General features: G+C 33.2%; 18 protein-coding genes. 6 read left to right on the top strand and 12 right to left on the bottom strand.

The genetic code is table 11. The features are described from left to right. Window positions 1-14: 14 nt before the first annotated feature. Window positions 15-893: an adenine-specific DNA-methyltransferase gene (gene yhdJ / locus B0A78_RS05590; RefSeq protein ID WP_097609454.1), complete on the bottom strand. Its 879-nt coding sequence runs from the start codon at window positions 891-893 to the stop codon at window positions 15-17. 257 nt (window positions 894-1,150) lie between these two features. Between yhdJ and B0A78_RS05585 the strand changes: the two genes are divergently transcribed. Beyond that, complete coding sequence (locus B0A78_RS05585; protein ID WP_014166554.1) at window positions 1,151-2,131, top strand: tyrosine-type recombinase/integrase; 981 nt, start codon at window positions 1,151-1,153, stop codon at window positions 2,129-2,131. Window positions 2,132-2,480: 349 nt separating this feature from the next. On the opposite strand, the gene B0A78_RS05580 is transcribed toward B0A78_RS05585, so the two are convergent. From B0A78_RS05580 to rplS, 6 genes are all read right to left on the bottom strand, one after another. Further along, window positions 2,481-4,703 carry an NADP-dependent isocitrate dehydrogenase gene (locus B0A78_RS05580; protein ID WP_097609453.1) on the bottom strand — a complete coding sequence of 741 codons (2,223 nt, stop codon included), beginning with the start codon at window positions 4,701-4,703 and terminating at the stop codon, window positions 2,481-2,483. A 568-nt stretch (window positions 4,704-5,271) separates the two neighbouring features. Beyond that, a complete protein-coding gene (locus B0A78_RS05570; protein WP_065213195.1) occupies window positions 5,272-8,541 on the bottom strand; it encodes an SNF2-related protein in 3,270 nt (1,089 codons plus the stop codon). Next, complete coding sequence (locus tag B0A78_RS05565; RefSeq protein ID WP_065213196.1) at window positions 8,538-9,953, bottom strand: EH signature domain-containing protein; 1,416 nt, start codon at window positions 9,951-9,953, stop codon at window positions 8,538-8,540. Before B0A78_RS05565 ends, B0A78_RS05570 begins: the two co-directional genes overlap by 4 nt. Before the next feature lies 1 nt (window position 9,954). After that, window positions 9,955-11,484 (bottom strand): hypothetical protein, encoded by a 1,530-nt coding sequence (locus B0A78_RS05560; protein WP_065213197.1) that lies wholly within the window; start codon window positions 11,482-11,484, stop codon window positions 9,955-9,957. Then, on the bottom strand, window positions 11,484-12,203 hold the full coding sequence (locus tag B0A78_RS05555) for an OmpA/MotB family protein (protein WP_065213198.1): 720 nt from the start codon (window positions 12,201-12,203) through the stop codon (window positions 11,484-11,486). The genes B0A78_RS05560 and B0A78_RS05555 overlap by 1 nt, the downstream gene beginning before the upstream one ends. Before the next feature lie 617 nt (window positions 12,204-12,820). Then, the gene (gene rplS / locus B0A78_RS05550; RefSeq protein ID WP_014166550.1) at window positions 12,821-13,171 is read right to left on the bottom strand and encodes a 50S ribosomal protein L19; all 351 of its coding nucleotides are present in this window, start codon (window positions 13,169-13,171) and stop codon (window positions 12,821-12,823) included. Window positions 13,172-13,713: 542 nt separating this feature from the next. Here rplS and B0A78_RS05545 point away from each other — a divergent pair. From B0A78_RS05545 to B0A78_RS05535, 3 genes are all read left to right on the top strand, one after another. Then, a complete protein-coding gene (locus tag B0A78_RS05545; RefSeq protein WP_065213199.1) occupies window positions 13,714-15,108 on the top strand; it encodes a hypothetical protein in 1,395 nt (464 codons plus the stop codon). Between the two features lie 266 nt (window positions 15,109-15,374). Continuing rightward, the gene (locus B0A78_RS05540; RefSeq protein ID WP_065213200.1) at window positions 15,375-16,733 is read left to right on the top strand and encodes a hypothetical protein; all 1,359 of its coding nucleotides are present in this window, start codon (window positions 15,375-15,377) and stop codon (window positions 16,731-16,733) included. A 317-nt stretch (window positions 16,734-17,050) separates the two neighbouring features. After that, a complete protein-coding gene (locus B0A78_RS05535; protein WP_014166546.1) occupies window positions 17,051-17,866 on the top strand; it encodes an SDR family oxidoreductase in 816 nt (271 codons plus the stop codon). 46 nt (window positions 17,867-17,912) lie between these two features. Here the strand turns inward: B0A78_RS05535 and trmD are convergent, their stop codons facing one another. The 4 genes from trmD to B0A78_RS05515 all read right to left on the bottom strand — a co-directional run bounded on the left by trmD (window position 17,913) and on the right by B0A78_RS05515 (window position 20,418). Then, window positions 17,913-18,593, bottom strand: a complete 681-nt coding sequence (trmD, locus tag B0A78_RS05530; RefSeq protein ID WP_014166545.1) for a tRNA (guanosine(37)-N1)-methyltransferase TrmD — start codon at window positions 18,591-18,593, stop codon at window positions 17,913-17,915. A gap of 74 nt (window positions 18,594-18,667) precedes the next feature. Beyond that, on the bottom strand, window positions 18,668-19,111 hold the full coding sequence (locus tag B0A78_RS05525) for a DUF1569 domain-containing protein (protein ID WP_014166544.1): 444 nt from the start codon (window positions 19,109-19,111) through the stop codon (window positions 18,668-18,670). A gap of 47 nt (window positions 19,112-19,158) precedes the next feature. Further along, window positions 19,159-19,956, bottom strand: coding sequence for a class I SAM-dependent methyltransferase (locus B0A78_RS05520; protein WP_014166543.1), 798 nt, complete (start codon window positions 19,954-19,956; stop codon window positions 19,159-19,161). A 3-nt stretch (window positions 19,957-19,959) separates the two neighbouring features. Then, window positions 19,960-20,418: a GNAT family N-acetyltransferase gene (locus B0A78_RS05515; RefSeq protein WP_014166542.1), complete on the bottom strand. Its 459-nt coding sequence runs from the start codon at window positions 20,416-20,418 to the stop codon at window positions 19,960-19,962. A gap of 49 nt (window positions 20,419-20,467) precedes the next feature. Between B0A78_RS05515 and B0A78_RS05510 the strand changes: the two genes are divergently transcribed. Both B0A78_RS05510 and B0A78_RS05505 read left to right on the top strand, forming a co-directional pair. After that, window positions 20,468-21,400: a peptidylprolyl isomerase gene (locus B0A78_RS05510; protein WP_014166541.1), complete on the top strand. Its 933-nt coding sequence runs from the start codon at window positions 20,468-20,470 to the stop codon at window positions 21,398-21,400. Window positions 21,401-21,489: 89 nt separating this feature from the next. Beyond that, the gene (locus B0A78_RS05505; protein ID WP_065213201.1) at window positions 21,490-21,795 is read left to right on the top strand and encodes a c-type cytochrome; all 306 of its coding nucleotides are present in this window, start codon (window positions 21,490-21,492) and stop codon (window positions 21,793-21,795) included. 59 nt (window positions 21,796-21,854) lie between these two features. Here the strand turns inward: B0A78_RS05505 and B0A78_RS05500 are convergent, their stop codons facing one another. Beyond that, window positions 21,855-22,310, bottom strand: coding sequence for a hypothetical protein (locus B0A78_RS05500; RefSeq protein WP_014166539.1), 456 nt, complete (start codon window positions 22,308-22,310; stop codon window positions 21,855-21,857). Window positions 22,311-22,477 lie beyond the last annotated feature (167 nt).

Genomic DNA, 22,477 nt, shown 5'->3' with positions numbered 1-22,477 from the left:
AAATCTCTTTAATATTAGCCGTGAATATATGTTCCATTGGGTTCAAATAAGGTTAAATTTTGTTGTGTTGCAATTTTTTCGGTTTCAAAAGTCCGTATTTCTTTTTCTAATTTTTCGCCTTTGAATTCTTCGGCTAATTGTAATCTTCTCAAACCGATTTTAACATATTCGTCTTGCAACTCGATACCAATGGAATTTCTATTTAATTCTTTTGCTACATAACAAGTTGTAAAAGTTCCCGAAAAAGGGTCTAAAACTAAATCGCCTTCGTTTGAACTTGCTTTTATTATTCTTTCAAGTAACGAAATTGGCTTTTGAGTTGGGTGATTTTCGTACTCGCCCATTCTGTAACGAACTCTTGAAAATTCCCATACATTTCCTGGTACTTTCTCTGAATTATAAACAGTTGGTACAGCCTTTCGATAATCAATAAGTTTTCTTTTTGCTCCTGTTTTTGCTTCTACTAAAATGTCGTTTGTGTTGAAAGTATAATTATTTTTGTCCTTTACGCAAAACAAAATAGGTTCATACATAGAACCATAATATTTTTTAGCTTGAACTCCTGAACTGTCATAAGACCAAACGATTCTTGAAAGTATAGTTAGTTTTTTGCGTAAATGAATGTCAAAATAAGGCATAAATTGAGTGGCTGTCATAACATAAAAACTTCCATTTGGTTTTAGTTTTTGAATACACAAGTCAAGCCATTCATAGCACCATTCTAAATAACTTTCTTCCGTGTCCCATTTTTCAATTTTTCCATTGAAATTTTTCCCAATATTGTAAGGTGGGTCTGCAAAAATCAAGTTCACAGAATTGTCTGGAAGCGTTTTTAATGCTTCCAAAGCGTCTGCATATATTATTTTATGTTTGTCGTTACCTAATATTTCCATTTAGTAAAAAATATTACTACAAATTTACGTCTTTTTTCTGAAATATGTTTAAGTTTCTGTGGTTCGGTACAATGACACCTAACACACAAATATATAAAGTTTTTTATAAAATACTAAATACCATAAATTTGATGTAGTGTATTGTTAATCAATATTTTTTAAATATATTTGTTTTCGTTTTTCGTGTAGATTTTTATGCTGTTTGTTCTGCTCTATTTTTTAAAATTTATATAAAATACGAAATAAAAAAAGGATTAATGGATGTTCGTTTATATCAATTTAGTTTCGGAGAGCATAGAGGTGAAAAAGTAATTTGGATTACTTTTATAAAGGATTTTGTGCTTATCCAACAACTTAGAGAACGGTTTCCTTCTGTAAAATGGAGTAATTCTAATAAAGCATGGTATTTGCCCGACTTGCCCTCGCTTAGACAAGCACTTGAACTTGATGATAATGCCGTGGGTGAGAAATTATTGGGACTAATTGCTCCTGAGAATAAGCAAGCATTTGAAAATTTTATTGATCAACTAAAACTAAAGGCTTATAGCAGCAATACCATCAGGGTATATACTACAGAATTTGCACATTTACTCAGAACTATTAAACATTATCCAGTAAATGAACTTTCGCAAGAAAGATTGAAGGATTATTTTTTGTACTGTATAAAGAAAGAAAAAGTTAAAGAAAATCATTTGAACAGTCGTATAAACGCTGTTAAGTTTTATTTTGAAAAGGTATTACACCGTGAGAAAATGTTTTTTGACATTCCACGTCCTAAAACACCTAAGCTTTTACCTAAAATGCTTACAAAACCTGAGATTAAAAAAATATTTAAACAAACAACAAATCCTAAACATCTTCTTATGTTAAAACTTTCGTATGGTATGGGGTTAAGGGTTTCTGAGATTGTAAATTTAAAGATTTTGCATATCAATTCTGATGATATGCTTGTATTAATTGCTGGTGCAAAAGGTAAAAAGGATAGATATACTAATTTGTCCAAGTCAATTTTATCGCTCTTAAGGAGTTATTGCGAAGAATATAAGCCAAAAGAATATCTTTTTGAAGGGCAGTATGGTAGTGCTTATTGCGTGAGAAGTGTACAATTGATTTTTAAGAATGCTATCAAAAAGGCAAACATAAACAAATCTATTGGTATTCATGGCTTAAGACATAGTTACGCGACCCAGCTTATTGAAAACGGTGCAGATATTAGGTTTTTGCAAAAGTTATTGTGACATAGTACCATTAAAACTACTCAAATTTATACAAATATTATAGATGTTTCTAAGACTAAAATTAAAAGTCCTCTGGATTTGTTATAGTTAAACATTGTAACTAAAAAACAGCGATTTTAGCTATAAAGATCTAATTTTTGTGTCCTTTATTGGCGGGATATCAAGAAATGTATGCTTTTTTAGATTCAAAGTTATCTTATCTGTATTTTTTTAATGTGTAATTTGAGTTTAAGGTAATACAAGCAATAATAGAGGATTAGGGGGACTTTAATAAAAAAGGAGAAATATTATATTAACGAGTATAATATTTCTCCTTATGTTAGAAATCAATAAAATTTGATTCTTAATGTTAGCTTAATTTAGCTAAAATGCTATTAAAAGTATCACTTGGACGCATGGCCTTGTCGGTCAATTCGAACGAAGGTAAATAGTACCCTTTAATTTCTTGTGCTTTTCCTTGCGCAGCAATTAACTCAGCGTCAATTTTAGCTTCATTAGTGGTCATTTCCTCAGCGATAGGCGCAAAAGTAGCTTGCAAATCGGTATCTTTTGTTTGTTTTGCTAATGCCTGTGCCCAGTATGAAGCTAAATAGAAGTGAGACCCTCTGTTGTCAATTTCACCCACTTTACGTGCTGGTGATTTGTCATTTGCTAAGAATAAAGCGTTGGCTTCATCTAAAGTGTCTGCTAAAACTTGTGCTTTAGTATTGTTTTGTGTTTGTGCTAAATGCTCTAAAGAAGCTTGTAATGCTAAAAATTCACCTAAAGAATCCCAACGCAAATACCCTTCTTCTACAAATTGCTCCACGTGTTTAGGCGCTGAACCTCCTGCACCTGTTTCAAATAAACCACCACCATTCATTAATGGAACGATAGATAACATTTTAGCAGAAGTTCCTAATTCTAAAATAGGGAATAAATCGGTTAAATAGTCACGTAATACGTTACCAGAAACTGAAATGGTATCTTTACCTTCACGGATTCTTCTTAGTGTTTCAGTCATGGCATCTTTTACATCCATAATACGAATGTCAAGACCAGTAGTATCGTGATTTTGTAAATAGTTCTCAACTTTTTGAATCATTTGACTATCGTGTGCACGCCCTTTATCCAACCAGAAAATAGCAGGAGTGTCAGATAAACGCGCTCTAGTAACCGCTAATTTAACCCAGTCTTGAATAGGCGCATCTTTTGTTTGACACATTCTGAAAATGTCACCAGTTTCAACTGTTTGAGTTAATAAAACCGTTCCGTTTTCATCTTCTACATTTACAGTTCCGTTAGCATCGATTTGGAAAGTTTTGTCGTGCGAACCGTATTCTTCTGCTTTTTGAGCCATTAAACCTACGTTAGGAACTGTTCCCATTGTTTTAGGATCTAAAGCACCGTTAGCAATCATATCATCTACCACCGCTTGGTAAAAACCAGCATAAGTACGGTCTGGGATAATACAAACTGTATCTTCTTCTTTTCCTTCCTTGTTCCACATTTTACCACCACTACGCGCTAATGCTGCCATAGAAGCATCTACAATAACATCAGAAGAAACGTGGAAATTCGTAATCCCTTTGTCTGAATTTACCATAGCCACACGAGGACCATTTGCTAAAGCCGTATCTAAAGCCGATTTGATTTCAGCTTCTTGCGCGTGACCTGCAATTTTAGCGTATAAATCTTGTAAACCATTGTTAGGGTTAATATCTAACGATTTAAAAGTAGTAGCATAGGTCGTAAATACATCAGCAAAGAAAGTTTCTACAATAGCTCCAAAAATAATTGGGTCAGACACTTTCATCATCGTCGCTTTTAAGTGCGCTGATAACAATACGTTTTTCTCTTTCGCTTCTGCGATAGCTTCCTTAACAAAAGCTTTTAAAGCTGAAAGATTCATAACCGAAGAGTCGATAACTTCTCCTGCTTTTAAAGGTGAAAAATCCTTTAAAACTTTTGAAGAACCATCAGCACCATTGAAAACAATACGGAATTTACCGTCGTTAGCTACCGTAGTAGAAGTTTCAGTACCATAAAAATCGCCAGTATTCATGTGTGCTACCGAAGTTTTGCTATCGGATGCCCAAACGCCCATACGGTGCGGATTCGCTTTTGCGTAGTTTTTAACCGCTTTAGGAGCACGTCGGTCCGAGTTTCCTTCACGTAAAACAGGGTTAACCGCAGAACCTAATACTTTAGCATATTTAGCTTTGATGTTTTTTTCTTCTTCGGTTTGTGGTTCTTCTGGGTAATTAGGAACCGCAAAACCATGGGCTTGTAACTCGTTAATTGCTTCTTTTAATTGAACGATAGAAGCGGAGATATTAGGTAATTTGATGATGTTAGCTTCAGGCGTAGTGGCTAGTTGCCCTAGTTCGGTAAGTGCATCAGCCACACGTTGTTCTTCGTTTAAAAACTCAGGAAAGTTCGCTAAAATACGACTTGCCAACGAGATATCACGAATTTGGATATCAATGTTAGCGGGTTGAGTAAACGCTTGTACTATAGGTAAAAACGAATGCGTAGCCAGCATGGGAGCTTCATCCGTTAGAGTGTAATGAATCGTTGATTTGTTTGACATTATATGGTATGTTTTATTTTCGAACACAAATATAAGAAAATCAGCCCGAAATCTTTTTTGAAATTAGGGACTGTCTTTCATTTTTATGAAATTGAAAATTAAGAGCGGGGGAAAATGGGATTTTAGGAATTTAGCGGTTAGGGTTTTGAGAGATGTTCTTTTTGCAGTAGTAATTTATTTATTGAAAAACAGATTGTTTAGGAGAATTAGTGAAAAGTATTTTTTCTTTCAAAGCAGAAGTTTCTTAGAGGATGATTTTTTTTCTCACAACGCTGTGTGGGTTTTTATTTTTTTAAAAAAAACTCAAGGGTTTTATGAAGGAGAGGTCTTAATGAGTTATTGAAATAAAGAAGAGTTATTGAGTTTTTATGCCAAGGTTGGTGGGAGAGGTCCTCCTTGTTCTTATTGGGGGTAGGGTGGTCTATTACAGATTAGTTGTTTACCCTTCTTGTTTGTATGTTTTTATCTGTTCATTTTTTGTCTGTTTTGTTGGTTTGATATCACTTTTATATTTTTGATTGGTTTTGTGCGTTTTCCATAAATACAAATGTGCTATCAAATACATTGGCTAGATTCTTGTCATTCGTTGCGATTCGATTTTGTTAATGTTTTGAATAGTTATACAATTATCAGTTACTAAATTTTCAAGATGTCCACGGTTTAGTAATGTTATGTCGTTAGACTTTGCTAATAATGTTGCTGATGAACTGTAATCATTATTCGTTATTGTTAGCAGTTGGAATTGTTCTTTAAATCTGTCTTCGTAATATTTTTTTGCTGTACAAATTTCTTGTATAGCATCATTTCCAACTAATGATTTTGTCTGTTTAGCTTGAATAAGATAATTTTCTCCATTTTTTAAAACTACAACATCAACTCCTTTGTCATTGGAATACGGAGTTAGATAAACTTCAAAACCTTGTTTATTATATAATGCTCCAATTGTTGCTTCAAACAAGTTGGGGGTCAAACGGTCTATGTCTGTAAGAGTTTGAATCTTCGGTTTACTTTCGGTTTTTATTCCAAAAATATTTCCAAATAGTTCATCAGGTGTGATTTCTGCTTGTTCTGTTGGGAATAATGTACTACTTGCTAATGCTTTTTTATTGTTCAATAATATATCAAGAATTTCATCAAAAGATTTCAACCTGCTTCCCCCCTCATCTTTCATATCATCTGGGAAAACAGCCATTGGATAATATACAAATACATCTTTCTGCTGTCCAATCCGATACGCTCTATCAGTTGCTTGTTCTTCTTTTGCAGGATTCCAATGTCGTGTGTAATGAACGATATGATTGGCTTTTGTTACATTCAAGCCAACACCTGCTGCAATGGGCGACATAATGATTACATTGAATCCTTCTTCTTCTTGAAAACGGTCAATGGTTTGTTGTCGGCTTAGTTTGGATTTTCCTTCAAGTTGTTTTGTTGTAGGTGTATCTCCGTTTATTATGCTTGTGAAAATTCCAAAAGCATCGTAAACAACTTTCTGCAACATCTTTTGAGTTTCTCGTCTGTCAGCAAATAAAATTACTTTTTCATTTTTAGATTTTATATTTGCTAAAATCCCAATGGTAGTTTGCAGTTTAGACGAACTGTTTATAAGTTCATCGCTCGAAAACTTCAATATTTGACTTTCCAATAAATAAGGATGGTCTGAAATGTCTCTAACTGCCCAAAGTGATTTTAATTTTTGATTTCTTCTTTCTACCCCTTCCAATTCTGAATCATTTGCCATTTCAATTTCCTGCTTGTATCGTTCTAATTGAACGGACGGCATAACCTTTTTTATTCTTGATTTTTCGTTGTCGTGTTTGTTGGGTAAATCAACAACATCTTTCTTGTATCTTCTTAATATAAAGTCACCTATACTATTTCGAAGTTGTTCCGTTAATGCTTTTATATCTGTATTCTCATTACTCAAAGGTTTTTGGTATTCTTTCGCAAAATCTTTTGCGTTGCCTAAAAGTCCCGGAACTGCAAAATCCATTAAGCACCAAATATCAACCAAGGTGTTTTCTACTGGCGTTCCTGTCATTGCAATCTTAAAATCGGCTTTTAATGCTTTACATGCATTTGTTATAAGTGTTCCTGGCGTTTTTATTTTTTGTGCTTCGTCTAATGCAATAATGGCAAAATCAACCAAACCTAAACTGATTTGGTACGATCTCAGTGTTTCATAATTAGTTAAAATAATTTGTTTGAATTGTAGCCGTTTTGCATCTTGTTGGTTTTGAATTGGGTTATTTTCTTTTGTTAACGATACGCCGCCATACAGTTTACACAATGGTAAATTCTGTGGACTAAAAAACTTTTGATACTCATTCTCCCAATTTTCAAGTAAGCTGACTGGTGCTACAATCAAATAAGGTTTATTGTCATCATAATTTTGGCAATGCCATTCAATGAGATATAGTAGTTGTAATGTTTTCCCCAATCCCATATCATCAGCGAGTAAACCTCCGGGCTGCTTTTCTTTTATTAATGTTTGAAGCCAAGCAACACCACCCATTTGATGTTTTTTTAATTCCAAACCATCCGACAAATTATTAATAGCTGAGTATTTAAGATTGAATTTATTAAAAAGCTCTCCGCTTTGGATAAACTCAGTTAGTTCTGCATTTTCTTTGATAATCAGAACTTCGTGGTCGGTTTTCTTCTCTTGTTTTATTGGTCTGTTTGGATTTTCAAATTGCTGTTCTGCAGTCTTGATAAATTTTTCAGCATCTTCTATTCGAATTTCAGCGTTTTCCCATTCAACGGTTTGCTTTTTTTCTTTTATAGCTTTTTCCTTTTGCTCAATAAAGTCATTTAGTTTTTCAGGTGTTTTGAAATAAATTTTCTTTTCTCCGTGAACTTTATCTTTTAGTACAATGCCCGGAATCCATTGTGATTTATATGGACTTGCAAAAGGGTAGAACTTTGGACTATAAACGCCAATTTCTTTTACTCTTTCGCTGTAAAAAACAGTAAAGTCAATTACATCATCATCAAAAAACAATTCGGGATGTTCAATAATTTTTTGAATGTCGTTAAGGTCTGAAACTTTTCTATTCGCTTTTACTTTTTGAAGTTCATTCTTTTGATTTTCAGAAATCACAACTCTCGTTGTTTCGCCATTATTTCCCGATACTGGATAAACATCCCGAATCATGGGCAATTTATCAAACGTATTTGTAAAACCTATTGCATTGTCAATTTCTAACGTAGGTAAAATTTCAAGAACTCCGTTATTGAAATCAATGTCTAATTTTATTTTTTCAGGAATAAACAGCTCTTGATTGTTAAGAAAATGCTCTAATGTTGTACCACTTTCTTTTGATAACGATTTTAGTTCCGAAAGCTTTTTCAGATTGGTTACATTTCCTTTTTCGCTTTCTGATAAACTATTAAATTCATCAATTGCTTGGCAGAGTGAAAATTGGTTTTCTGATAGTAAATATTCGTTTTCTTCAACTTTTATAATTGCTCCGTTACGGTTAGTTTTTAATCTTGTGCCGTTAGGTGCAAAATCATAAAATCCATATTTGAATTTAAAAGAATTGTGAGTTAAAGTTCCGTTTGATTCTACAAAAATCTCATACGGATAACCGTTTGGCAAATCCAATATTTGCTTATCTATATCGTTTAACCTTAAAAGATTAATACTTTCAATTTCACAAGTGTTGTCCGTATAATCTGCTAAACCATTGTCGTGTAATTCCGTAAGAATTGCAAGTTGTGATAAAAATTCTGTTTGTAATTTTTCCCATCCTGAAACAGGAACTTGGCTTCCTGATTCGTTTAGGAAGTAAAAAGAAAACTTACTGTCGTCTTGTAAATATTTTAAGATCATTCGAATACTTTTTTGTTCATCCAGCTATTAAATCTTGTTTCCCAAATTTGATTACCATCTCTGTGCGTCAATCTCCCTTCATCGTTAAAGTAATCGTAGTAATTATCACTGTGAACTGCCATTGGCATTGAACCATTACGCAAATCGTCTACACTATTTAGTTGGTAGTTTAGACTTGGTCTTAACGAGCTGTTGATTTTATAAGCATAGAAGGCGTAGCCTTCGTTGCTAAATTCAATCAACATATAATCGCCAATGTACAATATGAATGCAGAAACATCTCTTTTGCTGGAAACTGTTTCAAATCTTGCATCTACATATTCGGCAATCCTTTCATCTCGTTTTAGAAGATTCTTTGTGTGAAGCGGACCGTAAACTTTGAAAGATGAAATTTTAGAAGCAAAACGAAGCCAAAACTTTTTGCGTCTTTCGTTGTTGATACAGACATTGAAAAACACATTAATAAACTGTTGTGTAATCCATTCATTGAGAATATTTCTCGCTTCAATAATTTCTCTTCGCTCCATTTCTGTCGCATTGTCAAACGCAGTCCAATTGGAAACATTGCTTGGGTCGCCTATTTGAGTAAAGGCAATCTTTTTTATGCTGTCTTGTAGGTTAGAAAATTCAGGCTTATTGGCTTGAATAATTATTTTGCTGATTAATCTTTTGCTTGTAGTTGAACTATTATGTTTAATTAAGACTTGATTCAAATTATCAATTTCATTTGATATATTATTTTTGTTTCTTTCGTAATAAGTTACAATAACTTTAGAGAAGTAGGCATAATCAAACCACGATTCAGGAACACCTAGTATTTTTGTAGCTTCTTGAATTGGCTTATTAAGTTTTGCTACAGTGTCCCCTAAAATCAAATCTCCATTTTTTGTGTTGAAAAATCTTTTGTTGTTTTTGAATGAAGCTAATGCACTTCGATTTCCTGAATAATTTTCTAATTTTTGACTGATAAAATGCTCTAATTGTTCTAATGATTTCGGATATTTTGTTTCCCAATTCTTCAAAAAGCAATCTATCAAACCAACTAAAAATGAATCACGCCAGTTTGATTCTAATAAAGTCAAAGCATATTTCAACTCATTTTCATTGCTGAAAATGGAAGTTAAATTTTGTTCTGAATAATTTAAGGAATAAGTAAGCGTTCTTAATTCTCTCCGTTCAAAACTTTTATCTTTACTAATGATAGATTTTTTGAATTTTCTAAAAACTTGTGGAATAAGATTGTTTGCTGAAAACGAAAAAGAATTTACCCCAACTTCTTGTGTAATTTTTTGAAGTTTGTCAATTCTATGTTCATTCAAAGATGTAAGTGTAATTGGAATAATCTTTTGTGCCGAGTGCTGAAATGTAGTCGGTGAAAAATGAAATTGTAATATGTCTTGCGTTGTCGGCATATTAGTTTCTTCGTCCGTTTAATTTACTAAGCTGTTCGGTTAGTTCTTCCAAAATATCTTCTTGTTTTGATGAAGCCCCTGCAAGTGATTCCGCTGTCTTGGTCAAAGCATCGGTGTATTTGCCCAAATAAGTTTCAAGGCTTCCTCCAACAGTAGCTTGATAATCTTTCAATCCAGTTGTTATTTTTCCAAAAATGTCTTGCAATCCTTTTTCTATAATTTCAAATTTCTGTGCGTAATCGGCAGAAACAGCTTTTGCTATTTCTAAAGATTTTTGAATTTCTGTAATTGTGTTGGAATTATTTTGTAAGAACTGGTTTGAGTGTTTTGAAAATTCATTTTGCGATTCCCCAAATTTGCTTGATGATGTGTTTATTTCCTGCGAAACATTTCTGAAAGTTGAAATAACCTTTTCCAATTCTGATTGAGCTTGATTAAGTTTTGAAATGCTACCGTTTACTTCTGTTGAAAGTCCGTTCATTTTTTCAATACTTGTATTGAAAGCACTCAAAAGATTTTCAGAAACTTGTAGGTTTTTAGATTGTTCGGTTAACAGTGTTTGTTGTCCAGTTTGTAACCCTCCGACTTGTTCTCTCAATATCTTACTCATATCTTCAACCTGCATTTTCATTTGGTTGGTAGATTCTTCGGATTGAGAAAGTGTTTGTTTAGAAATTTGCTGAACCACTTCTTGTAAACCTCTGAAATTTTCATTGAGGTTATCGGTCATATTTTGCAATTTCAAAGGGAAGTCTGTTAATGAACCACCTGCTTGACTAAGTAATCCTGCCAATCGTTCCATTTCATTTTTGGTGTCGCCACTCATTGAAGTTTTAAATTCTTCAATCATTTTACCCATTGATTCCTGCAATTCTTTTACAATATTTTGGGTCATATCGGTTGCAGGGTCTTTGAGTTTGTTGCCTAAACTCTCAATTTCGGCTTTCACTAATTTTAATTCAGCTACCACACCCTCTGTTGGATTATTCAAAATTTGTTCAAATCCCGCTGAAATTGTAAGTGCTAAATCAGATGAAAAAGTTTGCAAAGCATTTGATTGCTTTTGGGATTCTTTGTAAATATCTCGGAAAACATTGCCTGGTTTAATAGTGTTTCCATTTTCATCACTCGAAACAAAATCGTTTCTCAATTCTTTAATTGCGTTAATTAGATTGTTGATTGCTTGTGTTTCTTCGCTTAAAACACCTTCTTCTAATTTTTTCTTTTTTATGGTTGTCCAAAATGAGAATCCAACCAATAAAGCAACTCCAAATATCGAAACAAGAAATGCGGTCTTTAACCCATTCATCAATTCTGGAATACTTTTTTCAATATTGTTGCTGTCAAAATTCCACAAACCGATTGCGATACCTAAAAATGTAAATAGTATCCCAAGCGTAGGGAATAGATGAGGTATAAAATCAAACAAATGTTCATTGTTGTTTTCTTTTGTTCGCTTATTAATATAGTTAGCTGCCCAAATGGCAACCATGAGGATTACTCCAATTCCAAATATTATTTCAAAACTCATTATTTATTTATGTTTTTAAGTGCTTCGTTTATGATTGCTTCACTTGTGGTTACTATTCTAAATTCTACTCTTCTTGACTTATCGTTGTCGATTGGCTGTTTACTGTCGAAGGAAATTTTATAATCTTTATCAACTGTACGACCATAAGAAAGTCCATTAGCTGTAAGCCAAAATTGCAATCTTTCTTTTTCGGTCTGCTGTAAGTTGATAAAACAGTTTTGGGAACGTAAAAAAGCTAAAACATTTCTTCCTCTGTCTTGCGAAAGTTTCATATTGTCAATGTAAGGATCGCCAGAAAGTCCGATTGGTTTTGTATCTGTATGACCTTCAATTCTGATTTCAGCAATCTTGTCTTTGTATTTTTTCTGCAATACAACTGATAAATATTTTGGAAGGAAATCCGTTAAGATAGTTTGAAAATGTGGTGTAATGTCAGATTTTCCAGTCTGAAATAATACTTGAGGATTAGTAAACTTAATTGATAAATCATTATCAAGCTTTAAGTCCCATTTCGCAAAATCGGCTTTAAATGCTTGATTTAATTCATTATATAATACAACTTTTGATTCTTCGTAATCCTTGAATATTTGGTTTTGTTCTTTTTGTCGTTTTTCTACCAATGCCATATAAGAAATTGACATAAATAGAAAAATTATCATTAAAACCGTCATAAGGTCGGCTAAGGGAATCCAATGACTTTCTTTCTTTGTTCCTGACATTTATCTTTCTCTACTAATTTCGGTTGTTAAATAGTTGTTGTGCGGGTTGGGGCATAAGAAAATGAGCTGTAAAGTGTTGGCTTTGTTTGTTGGGTTGTCTGGTCATTTTTTATCTGTTTAATTTAACACTTTTTCTGGTTTAGGGTGACATCTAACTCACAAATACACGCAACTATATATTTCTTTTGCGCATCTTGTGTTCAACCCGAGCTTCTTCAGAAGTTCCGTAGCTTTTAGTTTGTTTACCGCTAAACTATAAAAATAAATAATACCTCGCTTACGGGAAACCGTAAAAATGATGTTTTTGCATTTTCGTTAGAATCGTGTTTTAGACACTTCGTGTCTCAGCGTGACCTACTGTTGTGTATAAGGTTCAAAAGTTTGTTAAATGGTGGTTGGTTTTGAAAATCTGTGTTACTAGGTTTTTTTTTGCTTCAGATTTATCTGAGAGTCATTCGTACGCATTCGTGAAATTAGTGTTATCACATGGTTCATCTGTGAGATCAGTGATAATTTGTGTTATTATAGTTCATCTTTGACAACGGTGTTTATCTCTGTGTTGTCCTAAAAATAGAAAAGCCCCGAAATCCGGAGCTTTTCTATGGGTTAAAGAAAGATTATTTACGGCTTTCTTTGATTTTAGCTTTCTTACCAGTAAGGTTTCTGAAGTAGAAGATACGAGCTCTACGAACTTTACCTTTTTGGTTAACTTCGATTTTTTGTAACGCTGGCATGTTGATAGGGAAGATACGCTCAACACCTACAGCACCTGACATTTTACGGATTGTAAAAGTTTCAGTTGCACCAGTACCTCTTCTTTGGATTACTACTCCTTTGAAGAACTGAGTTCTTGTTTTTTCACCCTCTTTAATTTCATAGTACACAGTGATAGTATCCCCCGCTTTGAATGAAGGAAAATCATTTTTTGCAACTAATTCGTTGTTTACGAAATCTAATAAACTTGACATTTTTATAAAAATTATTAAGTTAAAACCTGAGCAACATGCACGATTCTCGCCAGAGGTTGATCAAACTAAGCCGCAAAGATAATTATTCCGTTTTAAAAAGACAATTCAATTTGTGTAGAATTTATTTTAGTATCTCTTGTTTTATAAGTATGGCAGTGTTTTTTGAATTTAACCCAGATTACGCATTAGAAATTTATTACAGATAAAAACGACTTTGAAATTAAAAAACCACTTCATTTTTTGTTCTCAAGGTGATAAAACTACAGTTTTGGTAAAAAAAGCTGTTTATTCTTAACTTCTTTGTCTTTTTCATCTTGATCCGAAAGGCTAACGCATAATTTGGGTTTAAATAGATATAAAATAATTGATTTGAGAAGTTTTTTAGTGTATTTTATTTTTGACAACAAGTTTAAATTTAAGTTTTTTCCTATGTTTTATTTGTTTTTTTATGGTAACTGGTTGTTTTCTAGTGTTTTATTTTTTTATTTGTGTGTTTGTGTATTTAAACAGTAATTTTGCCGAGTATTAAAAACAATTACAATATGTATAGAAAATTACTTAAAACATTATTTTTTTTCTTTGTTTCGTCTTATTCTTTTGGTCAAGTAGGGATTGGAACAGACCAACCTAGAGGAGCATTAGAAATAAACTCTTCAACAAATGGTTTTGTTCCTCCTCAAGTAGCTCTAACATCTTCAAATGCGTCAGCTCCAGTAGTAAATCCACAAGGAGGAGGAGCACCCGTAACGGGAACCATTGTGTACAATACAGCTACGGCAGGAACAGCACCTAATAATGTGGTGCCTGGATTTTATTATTGGAACGGTTCAAGTTGGTTGTTATTAACAAGCCAAGCTAGTTCAGGGGCCTCGCAATGGGCCTTAACAGGAAATATGGGGACTTCTGCCTCAACTAACTTTGTAGGAACTACAGATGCGGCTGATTTTGTAACTCGTACGAATAATACGGAAAGAATGAGGTTGTTAAGTAACGGGAATTTAGGTATCGGAACGGCTTCTCCTACAGCTAAACTTGATGTAGCAGCTGGAGTTACGGGGAGGCAAACGCTTGTAAATGCAACAGGAAATATTAATGATTTTCTTCAATTTAATGTTCAAAATACAAGTTCAGGGCTTCAAGCCCAAAGCGGATATTCAGCCACAGCTAATAACGGGACTGCTACTTCTGGTTTTGCTTGGATGGGAATTAATAATTCAGGGTTTAACTTTCCCACAGCGTATAATATAGGAGGAGCAAATGATGTGTCTTATGTAGGAAGCGGACAAGATATGCACATTGCTAATGCAAATAATACAAAATCAATAATCTTTTCTACAGGAACTGCCTTGACTCCTTTTTTTAATGAAAGAATGAGGATTACTAATGCAGGAAATGTTGGAATAGGAACTACTAATCCTACAACAAAATTACACATTAACAGTACAGGTTCTCCCGCATTAAGAATTGTAGACGGTAGTGAAGGGAGTGGTAAAATGTTAGTTTCCGATGCAAATGGAAATGCTACTTGGCAATCGAGTAATTTACCCTTAATTTCTGCTTTTCAGGGGATGATAATACCTATATGTGCTAATGTGTCGGTAAATTCAACGGGTTCTTTTGTAACAACCATAAGTGGTGTAAATACCACAGTAACTTGGACCGTATTATCAAAACAAACCTCTAATGCGAGTTTTCCAATAAGTGCAGAAAGATTACAGGTTAGATATAATTTTTCACCACAATTACCATTCAACCCTAAAGGAATCATATTTAATGCCCTTAATAATAGTGGATATCCTGATACCTTTTCTTTAAATTATGCGGCAAAATCGCAATCTTCTATTACCGTTAATATTACTAGGAATGATACGCTTGGGAATGGAACAGTATCTTGCTGGGCAGGGCAATTCTATTTTGATGTTATGGTTATGAATTAAAGAAAAGGGAATAGGTTTTTTAGATCTATTTAAAGTAGTTTTTTTATTTAAATATTTTAGAATAAGAAAAGAAAACAAAATAGGGCGAAAATAGAGAAGTATCCCTAAAATAATTTTTATAGAATGGAGCCGTAGTTAGGTCTTTTTAGTTGTGCTTTTAGATACGAAATGTAAATAAATTTAGGGAATATTAGATGTTGTAGAAAATTTGTATATTTCGCAAACTTTAAAAGGTATTTTTAATAAAATATTAAAACGATAAGTATATGGGTACGAGATTACTTAAAACATTATTTTTTTTCTTTGTTTCGTCTTATTCTTTTGGTCAAGTAGGGATTGGAACAGATCAGCCTAGGGGGGCGTTAGAGATAAACTCTTCAACAAATGGTTTTGTTCCTCCTCAAGTAGCTCTAACATCTTCAAATGCGTCAGCTCCAGTAGTAAATCCACAAGGAGGAGGAGCACCCGTAACGGGAACCATTGTGTACAATACAGCTACGGCAGGAACAGCACCTAATAATGTGGTTCCTGGATTTTATTATTGGAACGGTTCAAGTTGGTTGTTATTAACAAGCCAAGCTAGTTCAGGTCCTTCACAATGGGCCTTAACAGGAAATACGGGGACTTCTGCCTCAACTAATTTTGTAGGAACTACAGATGCGGCTGATTTTGTAACTCGTACGAATAATACGGAAAGAATGAGGTTGTTAAGTAACGGGAATTTAGGTATCGGAACGGCATCTCCTGCGAGCAAACTTGATGTAGCGGCTGGAACGACAGGGGTTCAAACGGTTGTAAATGCAACAGGAAATATTAATGATTTTTTTCAATTTAATGTTCAAAATACAAGTTCAGGGCTTCAAGCTCAAAGCGGGTATTCAGCTACAGCTAATAACGGGACTGCTACTTCTGGTTTTGCTTGGATGGGAATTAATAATTCAGGGTTTAACTTTCCCACAGCGTATAATATAGGAGGAGCAAATGATGTGTCTTATGTAGGAAGCGGACAAGATATGCACATTGCTAATGCAAATAATACAAAATCAATAATCTTTTCTACAGGAACTGCCTTGACTCCTTTTTTTAATGAAAGAATGAGAATTACTAATGCAGGAAATGTTGGAATAGGAACTAGTACTCCTTCAAGAAGAGTAGAAATTAATTCAGGTGTTTTAGGAACCCCTCCAATTCGTTTAACACAACAAAGGGCTAACGTTGCCGCAACATCTACAACGGGAGATGGAACTAAGAATTTAGTGGTAGACAATAATGGTGATTTGGTAACAAAGATAAACGAAAAAAGATATATGCCTAATAGCTGTTCTTGTACAGGAGCGTTTCCGTATACATTACCTGCTGATTTAACTACTTATGAAGAGTATGATGGTAATTGGTCGGGTAATCTTCAAACGAATACTACTTTAGCAGATTTTATACTTCCGACAGCTGCTAATGCTATTGCGGCAGGACATAAATACGGTGATGTGGTAGTAATTCATAGAGGGTCATCTTATAATGTAGTTATGGGGACTACTAATACAAATCTTACAGGAGTAATTAGTTTACCAGCAAATACTTCTGTGGGCTTTGCGTTAGGATTGGATAAATGGTATAGAGTTTTTTAAAGTAAATTCTTTCGGGATTTTAGGATAAATAGTTCTTTGTTTAATGAACTATTATTTTAGAGTGATTTCTTATGATTCTTCGATAAAGAGATTCAAAAGGAATCACTTTTTTTTAAGAAGAAAATATTTTACCGAGATTGAATCCGTATTACATACACATTAGAAATTTATTATAAATAAAAATGATTCTATTTTCTTTAATTTATTAAAATTACATTTATAAGAAAATATATCTATATTTTTATCTTATTTGAGCTGTTCGTTTTCATCGGAAAACTCAATACAATAAGGGGTAAATATTAAAAAAAGAAGTATTAATGTCAAGAATAACATTAGAAAATAAAAAAGTACTTATTACCGGAGGAGCTTCGGGAATAGGAAAAATAATGGTTCGGAAAGCCTTAGAACGAGGTGTATCAGAAATAATTATTTGGGATATAGATAAAGAAGGCTTAGAAAAATTAAAAAAAGATTTTGCTATTTTCGAATCAAAAATAAAGATTTATACTGTTGATCTATCAAATATAGAAGAGATAGTAACATTGGCGAATCAAATAAAAAAAGAAATAGGGGTAATAGATATTTTAATAAATAATGCCGGAATTGTAGTTGGGAAACACTTTTTAGATCATACAACTAGTGAAATATCTCGTACGCTGTTGATTAATGCTGAGGCTCTGATGCAGACAACACGGGTGTTTTTACCAGGTATGTTAGCTCAAAATTATGGTGCTATTTGTAATATTGCTTCATCGGCTGGATTGGTATCCAGTCCTAAAATGTCAGTTTATGTAGCTTCTAAATGGGCAGTTGTGGGGTGGAGTGATAGTCTTAGGTTAGAGTTGCTAGAACAAACAAAAGACGTTTCTGTAACCACTATTATGCCGTATTATATTAATACAGGTATGTTTGATGGAGTTCAGTCAAAAGTATTGCCCATATTAGAACCCGAAAAAACAGCCGAAAAAATTATTTGCGCTATAGAAAAAAGAACTCGAATCTTAGCAATGCCTTTACCATACTGGTTTATTCGTTTAGCACAAGGGATATTTCCCTTATCTGTTTATGAGTGGATTATGGATAATGTATTGGGTATTTATGATGCGATGAATGATTTTAAAGGACGTAAATAAAAAGTGGGGCTTTGTGAAACTTATTTTTTTGGTTTCACAAAGCCTATTATAAATTATCTAAAAGATCAGGTCTTCTGTTTTTAGTGTGTTCGTATGCTTTTTCTTCACGCCATTTGTCAATATTGGCTTGGTGTCCACTAAGTAAGACATCAGGTACTTTCATTCCTTTGTATTCGGCAGGGCGTGTATAGATGGGGGGAGAAAGTAGATTGTCTTGGAAGCTGTCAGTGAGTGCTGAAGTTTCATCACTTAAAACACCTGGTATTAGACGTATAAGGGCATCGCACAAAACAATAGCTCCAATTTCGCCGCCACTCAAAACATAATCTCCTATAGATATTTCTTTTGTAATATGTAAATCGCGTATTCTTTGATCGACTCCTTTGTAGTGTCCACAAAGAATGATAATATTTTTATACATAGACATTTTGTTGGCTAATGGCTGACGTAATGTTTCACCATCAGGAGTCATGTAAATAACTTCATCATAAGTACGCTCTTCTTTTAGTTTAGAAATACACTTATCAATAGGTTCTATCATCATAACCATACCAGCACCGCCTCCAAATTGATAATCGTCTACGCTACGACGTTTATCAGAGGTGTAATCTCTTAAATTATGAAAATGAACTTCTACTAATCCCTTTTGGATCGCTCTTTTCATAATAGAACCTTCAAAAGGGCTTTGCATGAGCTCGGGTAAAACGGTTATGATATCAATACGCATTTTTTAAGTCAAAAAGTTAAAAGCTGCAAAGTTACAAACTTTCTGTTAACTTTAAATAATTGTTGCTTCTTGAATTATACACCAAACTGTCTTAGATGGTGATCTAAGTGATTCCATTGGAGTTTGTTCCAGTCTTCACTTGTTAATTTGCCCCAAAAAGGATGAAAGGCGAGTTTGATAACTTCGGTTCCGTTTTGAAAATTTCGTGTTTTTTCAATTAATTCTGATTTTACTTTTTCAAAATCATATTTTTCTTTAAAAATAAATTGAGGCGCGGTAGGACTATTGTGTTTAAACTTGTTATTTAGGACTTTATTTTTCATTAATTTGCCTAATAAACTCATTAAAAAAGGGATTTTTAAAACTAAATCACCTGTAGCAACATCTATTGGAGCAATACAGTGTTTCATCATCTGATCTACGGTCATTTTCCCCCATAAGGGTTGCGTTTCGGGTGTTAGTTTTGCAATACGATTTATTAATTCTTCATTGTCTGAAGGAATAAATATATTTTTCATTGGATGTTGTATTTTTATAATGTTTGTATAGAGTTTTGTCTTAAGTTCTATTTTTTACTAGCTGTTAGACTGAATATCATAGGGATTTTATTTTTTAAATGTTTAATTCTAAACTTCCCTTTTTCAAATTCTTCTGTTTGATTAAAACAATTATAAGGAGAATAATCGTATTCCTCAAAAGAATTAATCTGGAGGCCATTTTTAATTAACGCGTTTAATACTTCTGACGTTGGATGATTCCACGATATTGTTTTTGTCTTTATATCAGAATCTCGATCGCCATAAGTTCCTTTCTCCTCTTCTATTATGGTTTCTATATTGAAATAATTATAGGATATTTTTTTAAAATCATTATCAAACATCCAAACAACAGGATGGAATTCTACAAAAATAAATTGACCATTAGGTTTTAAAAAATGAGAAACTACTTGAGCCCATTTATCTAAATTGGGCAACCAACCAATAGTTCCGTAGCTAGTAAAAACAAGGTCAAATTTTTCTTGAATATGATTAGGACTGTCGTATACATCACAACAAAAGAAACGTGTGTTTAATCCTAATTGAGCATTGAAAGATTGAGCGGTTTCTATTGCTTTATCAGATAAATCAATTGCTGTTACTTGTGCTCCCATTCGTTGTAAAGACATAGAGTCTTGACCAAAATGGCATTGTAAGTGCAAAATACTCTTGTTTTGAATATTTCCTAAGAGCTTTAATTCAATATCATTTAATGTAGATTTCCCTTTTAAAAAGGAAGTCGTGTCATAAAAATCAGAATTGATGTGAATGGCTGTTTTTTCGTTCCAAGTTTTTCTGTTTATTTCTAAATAATTTAAGTCTTCCATGATTTATAACTTTAGTTCCATTTGTATATCAGCCCTTACATAATCGGTTTCATCTAATGGTACCTCAATAAAATTGAATTTACGGTATAAATTAAGAGCAGGAATTAGTTTCGTACTTGATAAAAGAAATATTTTTTTCGCTTTTTGAGAAACAGCATAATCAATACAAGCATTCATTAATAATGGGCTTAATTTCATTCCTTGAAAATTCTTATCTACTGCCATTTTTGCTAATTCATAAGTCAAAGGGTTTGTTTTGATCATTGCAACAGTACCCACAACGGCATTGTCAATCAAACAAAAAAAGATCATCCCTTCTTTTTGAATAATATCTTGTTCTACATTTTCAAAAGTAGCAATATCATGTGGTTCTATATAAAAATACTCTTCCAGCCATGCTTTGTTGAGTCTGACGAAATCTTCTTTATATTTAGAGTTATAGCTAATTATTTTGATGTTCATTTGAATATAAAATCGTAATTTTGTTCCTCAAATTTAATAAAATAAAGTGATGCAAGACGGTATTTACGCAAAATTTAATACTTCTAAAGGAGCTATTTTGGTGAAGCTAACACATGATTTAACTCCTGGAACTGTTGGTAACTTTGTAGGTTTAGCAGAAGGAAATTTAGAGAATTCAGTTAAGTCTCAAGGGCAAAAATATTATGACGGACTAAAATTTCACCGTGTTATTCCCGATTTTATGATCCAAGGAGGATGTCCTCTAGGTACAGGAACAGGCGATGCAGGGTATAAATTTGATGATGAATTTCATCCTTCCTTAAAGCATGATCGTCCTGGGGTATTATCTATGGCTAATGCGGGTCCAGGGACTAATGGATCTCAGTTTTTTATTACACATGTCGCAACGCCTTGGTTAGATGGTAAGCATACTGTTTTTGGTCATGTTGTAGAAGGGCAAGAGGTAGTAGATGCAGTGGTACAAGAAGATTTAATTGAGTCAATTGAAATTATTCGTGTAGGTGCCGAAGCTGAAAAATGGAATGCTATTGAAGCTTTTCGTACATTTGAGGGGTCACGTGTAAAGAGATTAGAAGAAGCAAAACGTTTGGCAGAAGAAGCGGTAGACAAATTATCTGCAGGTTTTGAAAAAACAGAAAGCGGATTACGTTATAAAATTATTCAAAAAGGGGAAGGGAAGAAAGCAGAAAAAGGGAAAACAGTTTCTGTACATTACCAAGGGTCTTTAGAAAATGGTCAAGTTTTTGATTCATCTTACAAAAGAAAACAACCTATCGATTTTCCATTAGGAAAGGGGCACGTGATTGAAGGATGGGACGAAGGAATAGCTTTGTTGCAAGTGGGGGATAAAGCCCGTTTTGTAATTCCATCGTATTTAGGATATGGCGATAGAGGAGCAGGAGGAGTAATTCCACCAAATGCTACTTTAGTATTCGACGTTGAATTAATGGATGTGAAATAAGAACTAAATTTTATATTTGTATAATTTAAAAATCCCACCTTTAAAAAAAGGGGGATTTTTTATATTTACCAAAATCAAAAAAACAGATTATGTTAGATAAAAAAATACTAGGAGCTATTGTTTTAGGAGGCGTTCTTTTTTCATGTTCCAAAAAAGCAATCTACCCTATTTCCTCTGTAGAAAGTAAAAAGGACGTTGTTAAAGAATTGCCTACTGAAATTACAGAAGGAAAAATGATGTATGAAAACAATTGTGCAAAGTGTCATAAATTGTTTCCCGCATCTAAGCATGATAAGACAGGTTGGGTAAAAACAGTAAATCGTATGGCTCCTAAAGCAAAAATTACGGAGGAACAAAAAAATTTAGTGTATAATTATTTGACCTACGGAATGTAATATGACTTAAAGAGGGGAATCAAAAAAACAATCTTTTTGTTTCAAATTCCCCTGTTTTCTTATTTTTTTGCGGTAAATCCTACCGGTATCATCAATTCGCCTTTTTCATATTTGTTTAAATAAACTAAAACTGGTTTGTTTTGTCCAGGGTAGGTTATTTCATAAATATCTAACATACCTGCGCCTATATCCGCTCTATTAGTAGGGAAAGGGCAACAAGATTCTATTAATTTATAAGAAATAGTTTCTCCTTTCGGACCGGCCAAAGCATTTAAAAAACGTTTCTGGTTGTTTTCCCCATCTTCTATTGAGGTAAAGCCTACATTTACAGGGTAAAACTCAGTAAAAGCATATTTTTTATCAGAGGCATTCTTTGTAATAATAAAACTATTGTGTTTCTCATCGAGTGAGGGACCAGCTATGTTATTATCTATGTTTCGAATAGTGTTTCGTGTACTGATACAACTGCTTAATACGACAAAGCTTGTTAGTAAGAAAAGGTGGAATTTTTTCATTATTTCGATTTTTTTTACAAATATAAAAACAAAACTTTGTAACAAAATATTCCTTTTTAGTTAAAAGCTTTGTTTTTTTGATAAAAATAATAGTAACTTTGTACTCGAAATTTTAATTCAAGCTTTTGCTTGGGTCTAGATATTTCTTTTTCATTATATTGGTTGGG

The organism is Flavobacterium columnare NBRC 100251 = ATCC 23463, from assembly GCF_002530675.1.
GTDB lineage: Bacteria > Bacteroidota > Bacteroidia > Flavobacteriales > Flavobacteriaceae > Flavobacterium > Flavobacterium columnare.
The sequence above is the reverse complement of the archived record's forward strand: the minus strand, read 5'-3'. Positions and strand labels throughout refer to the sequence as shown.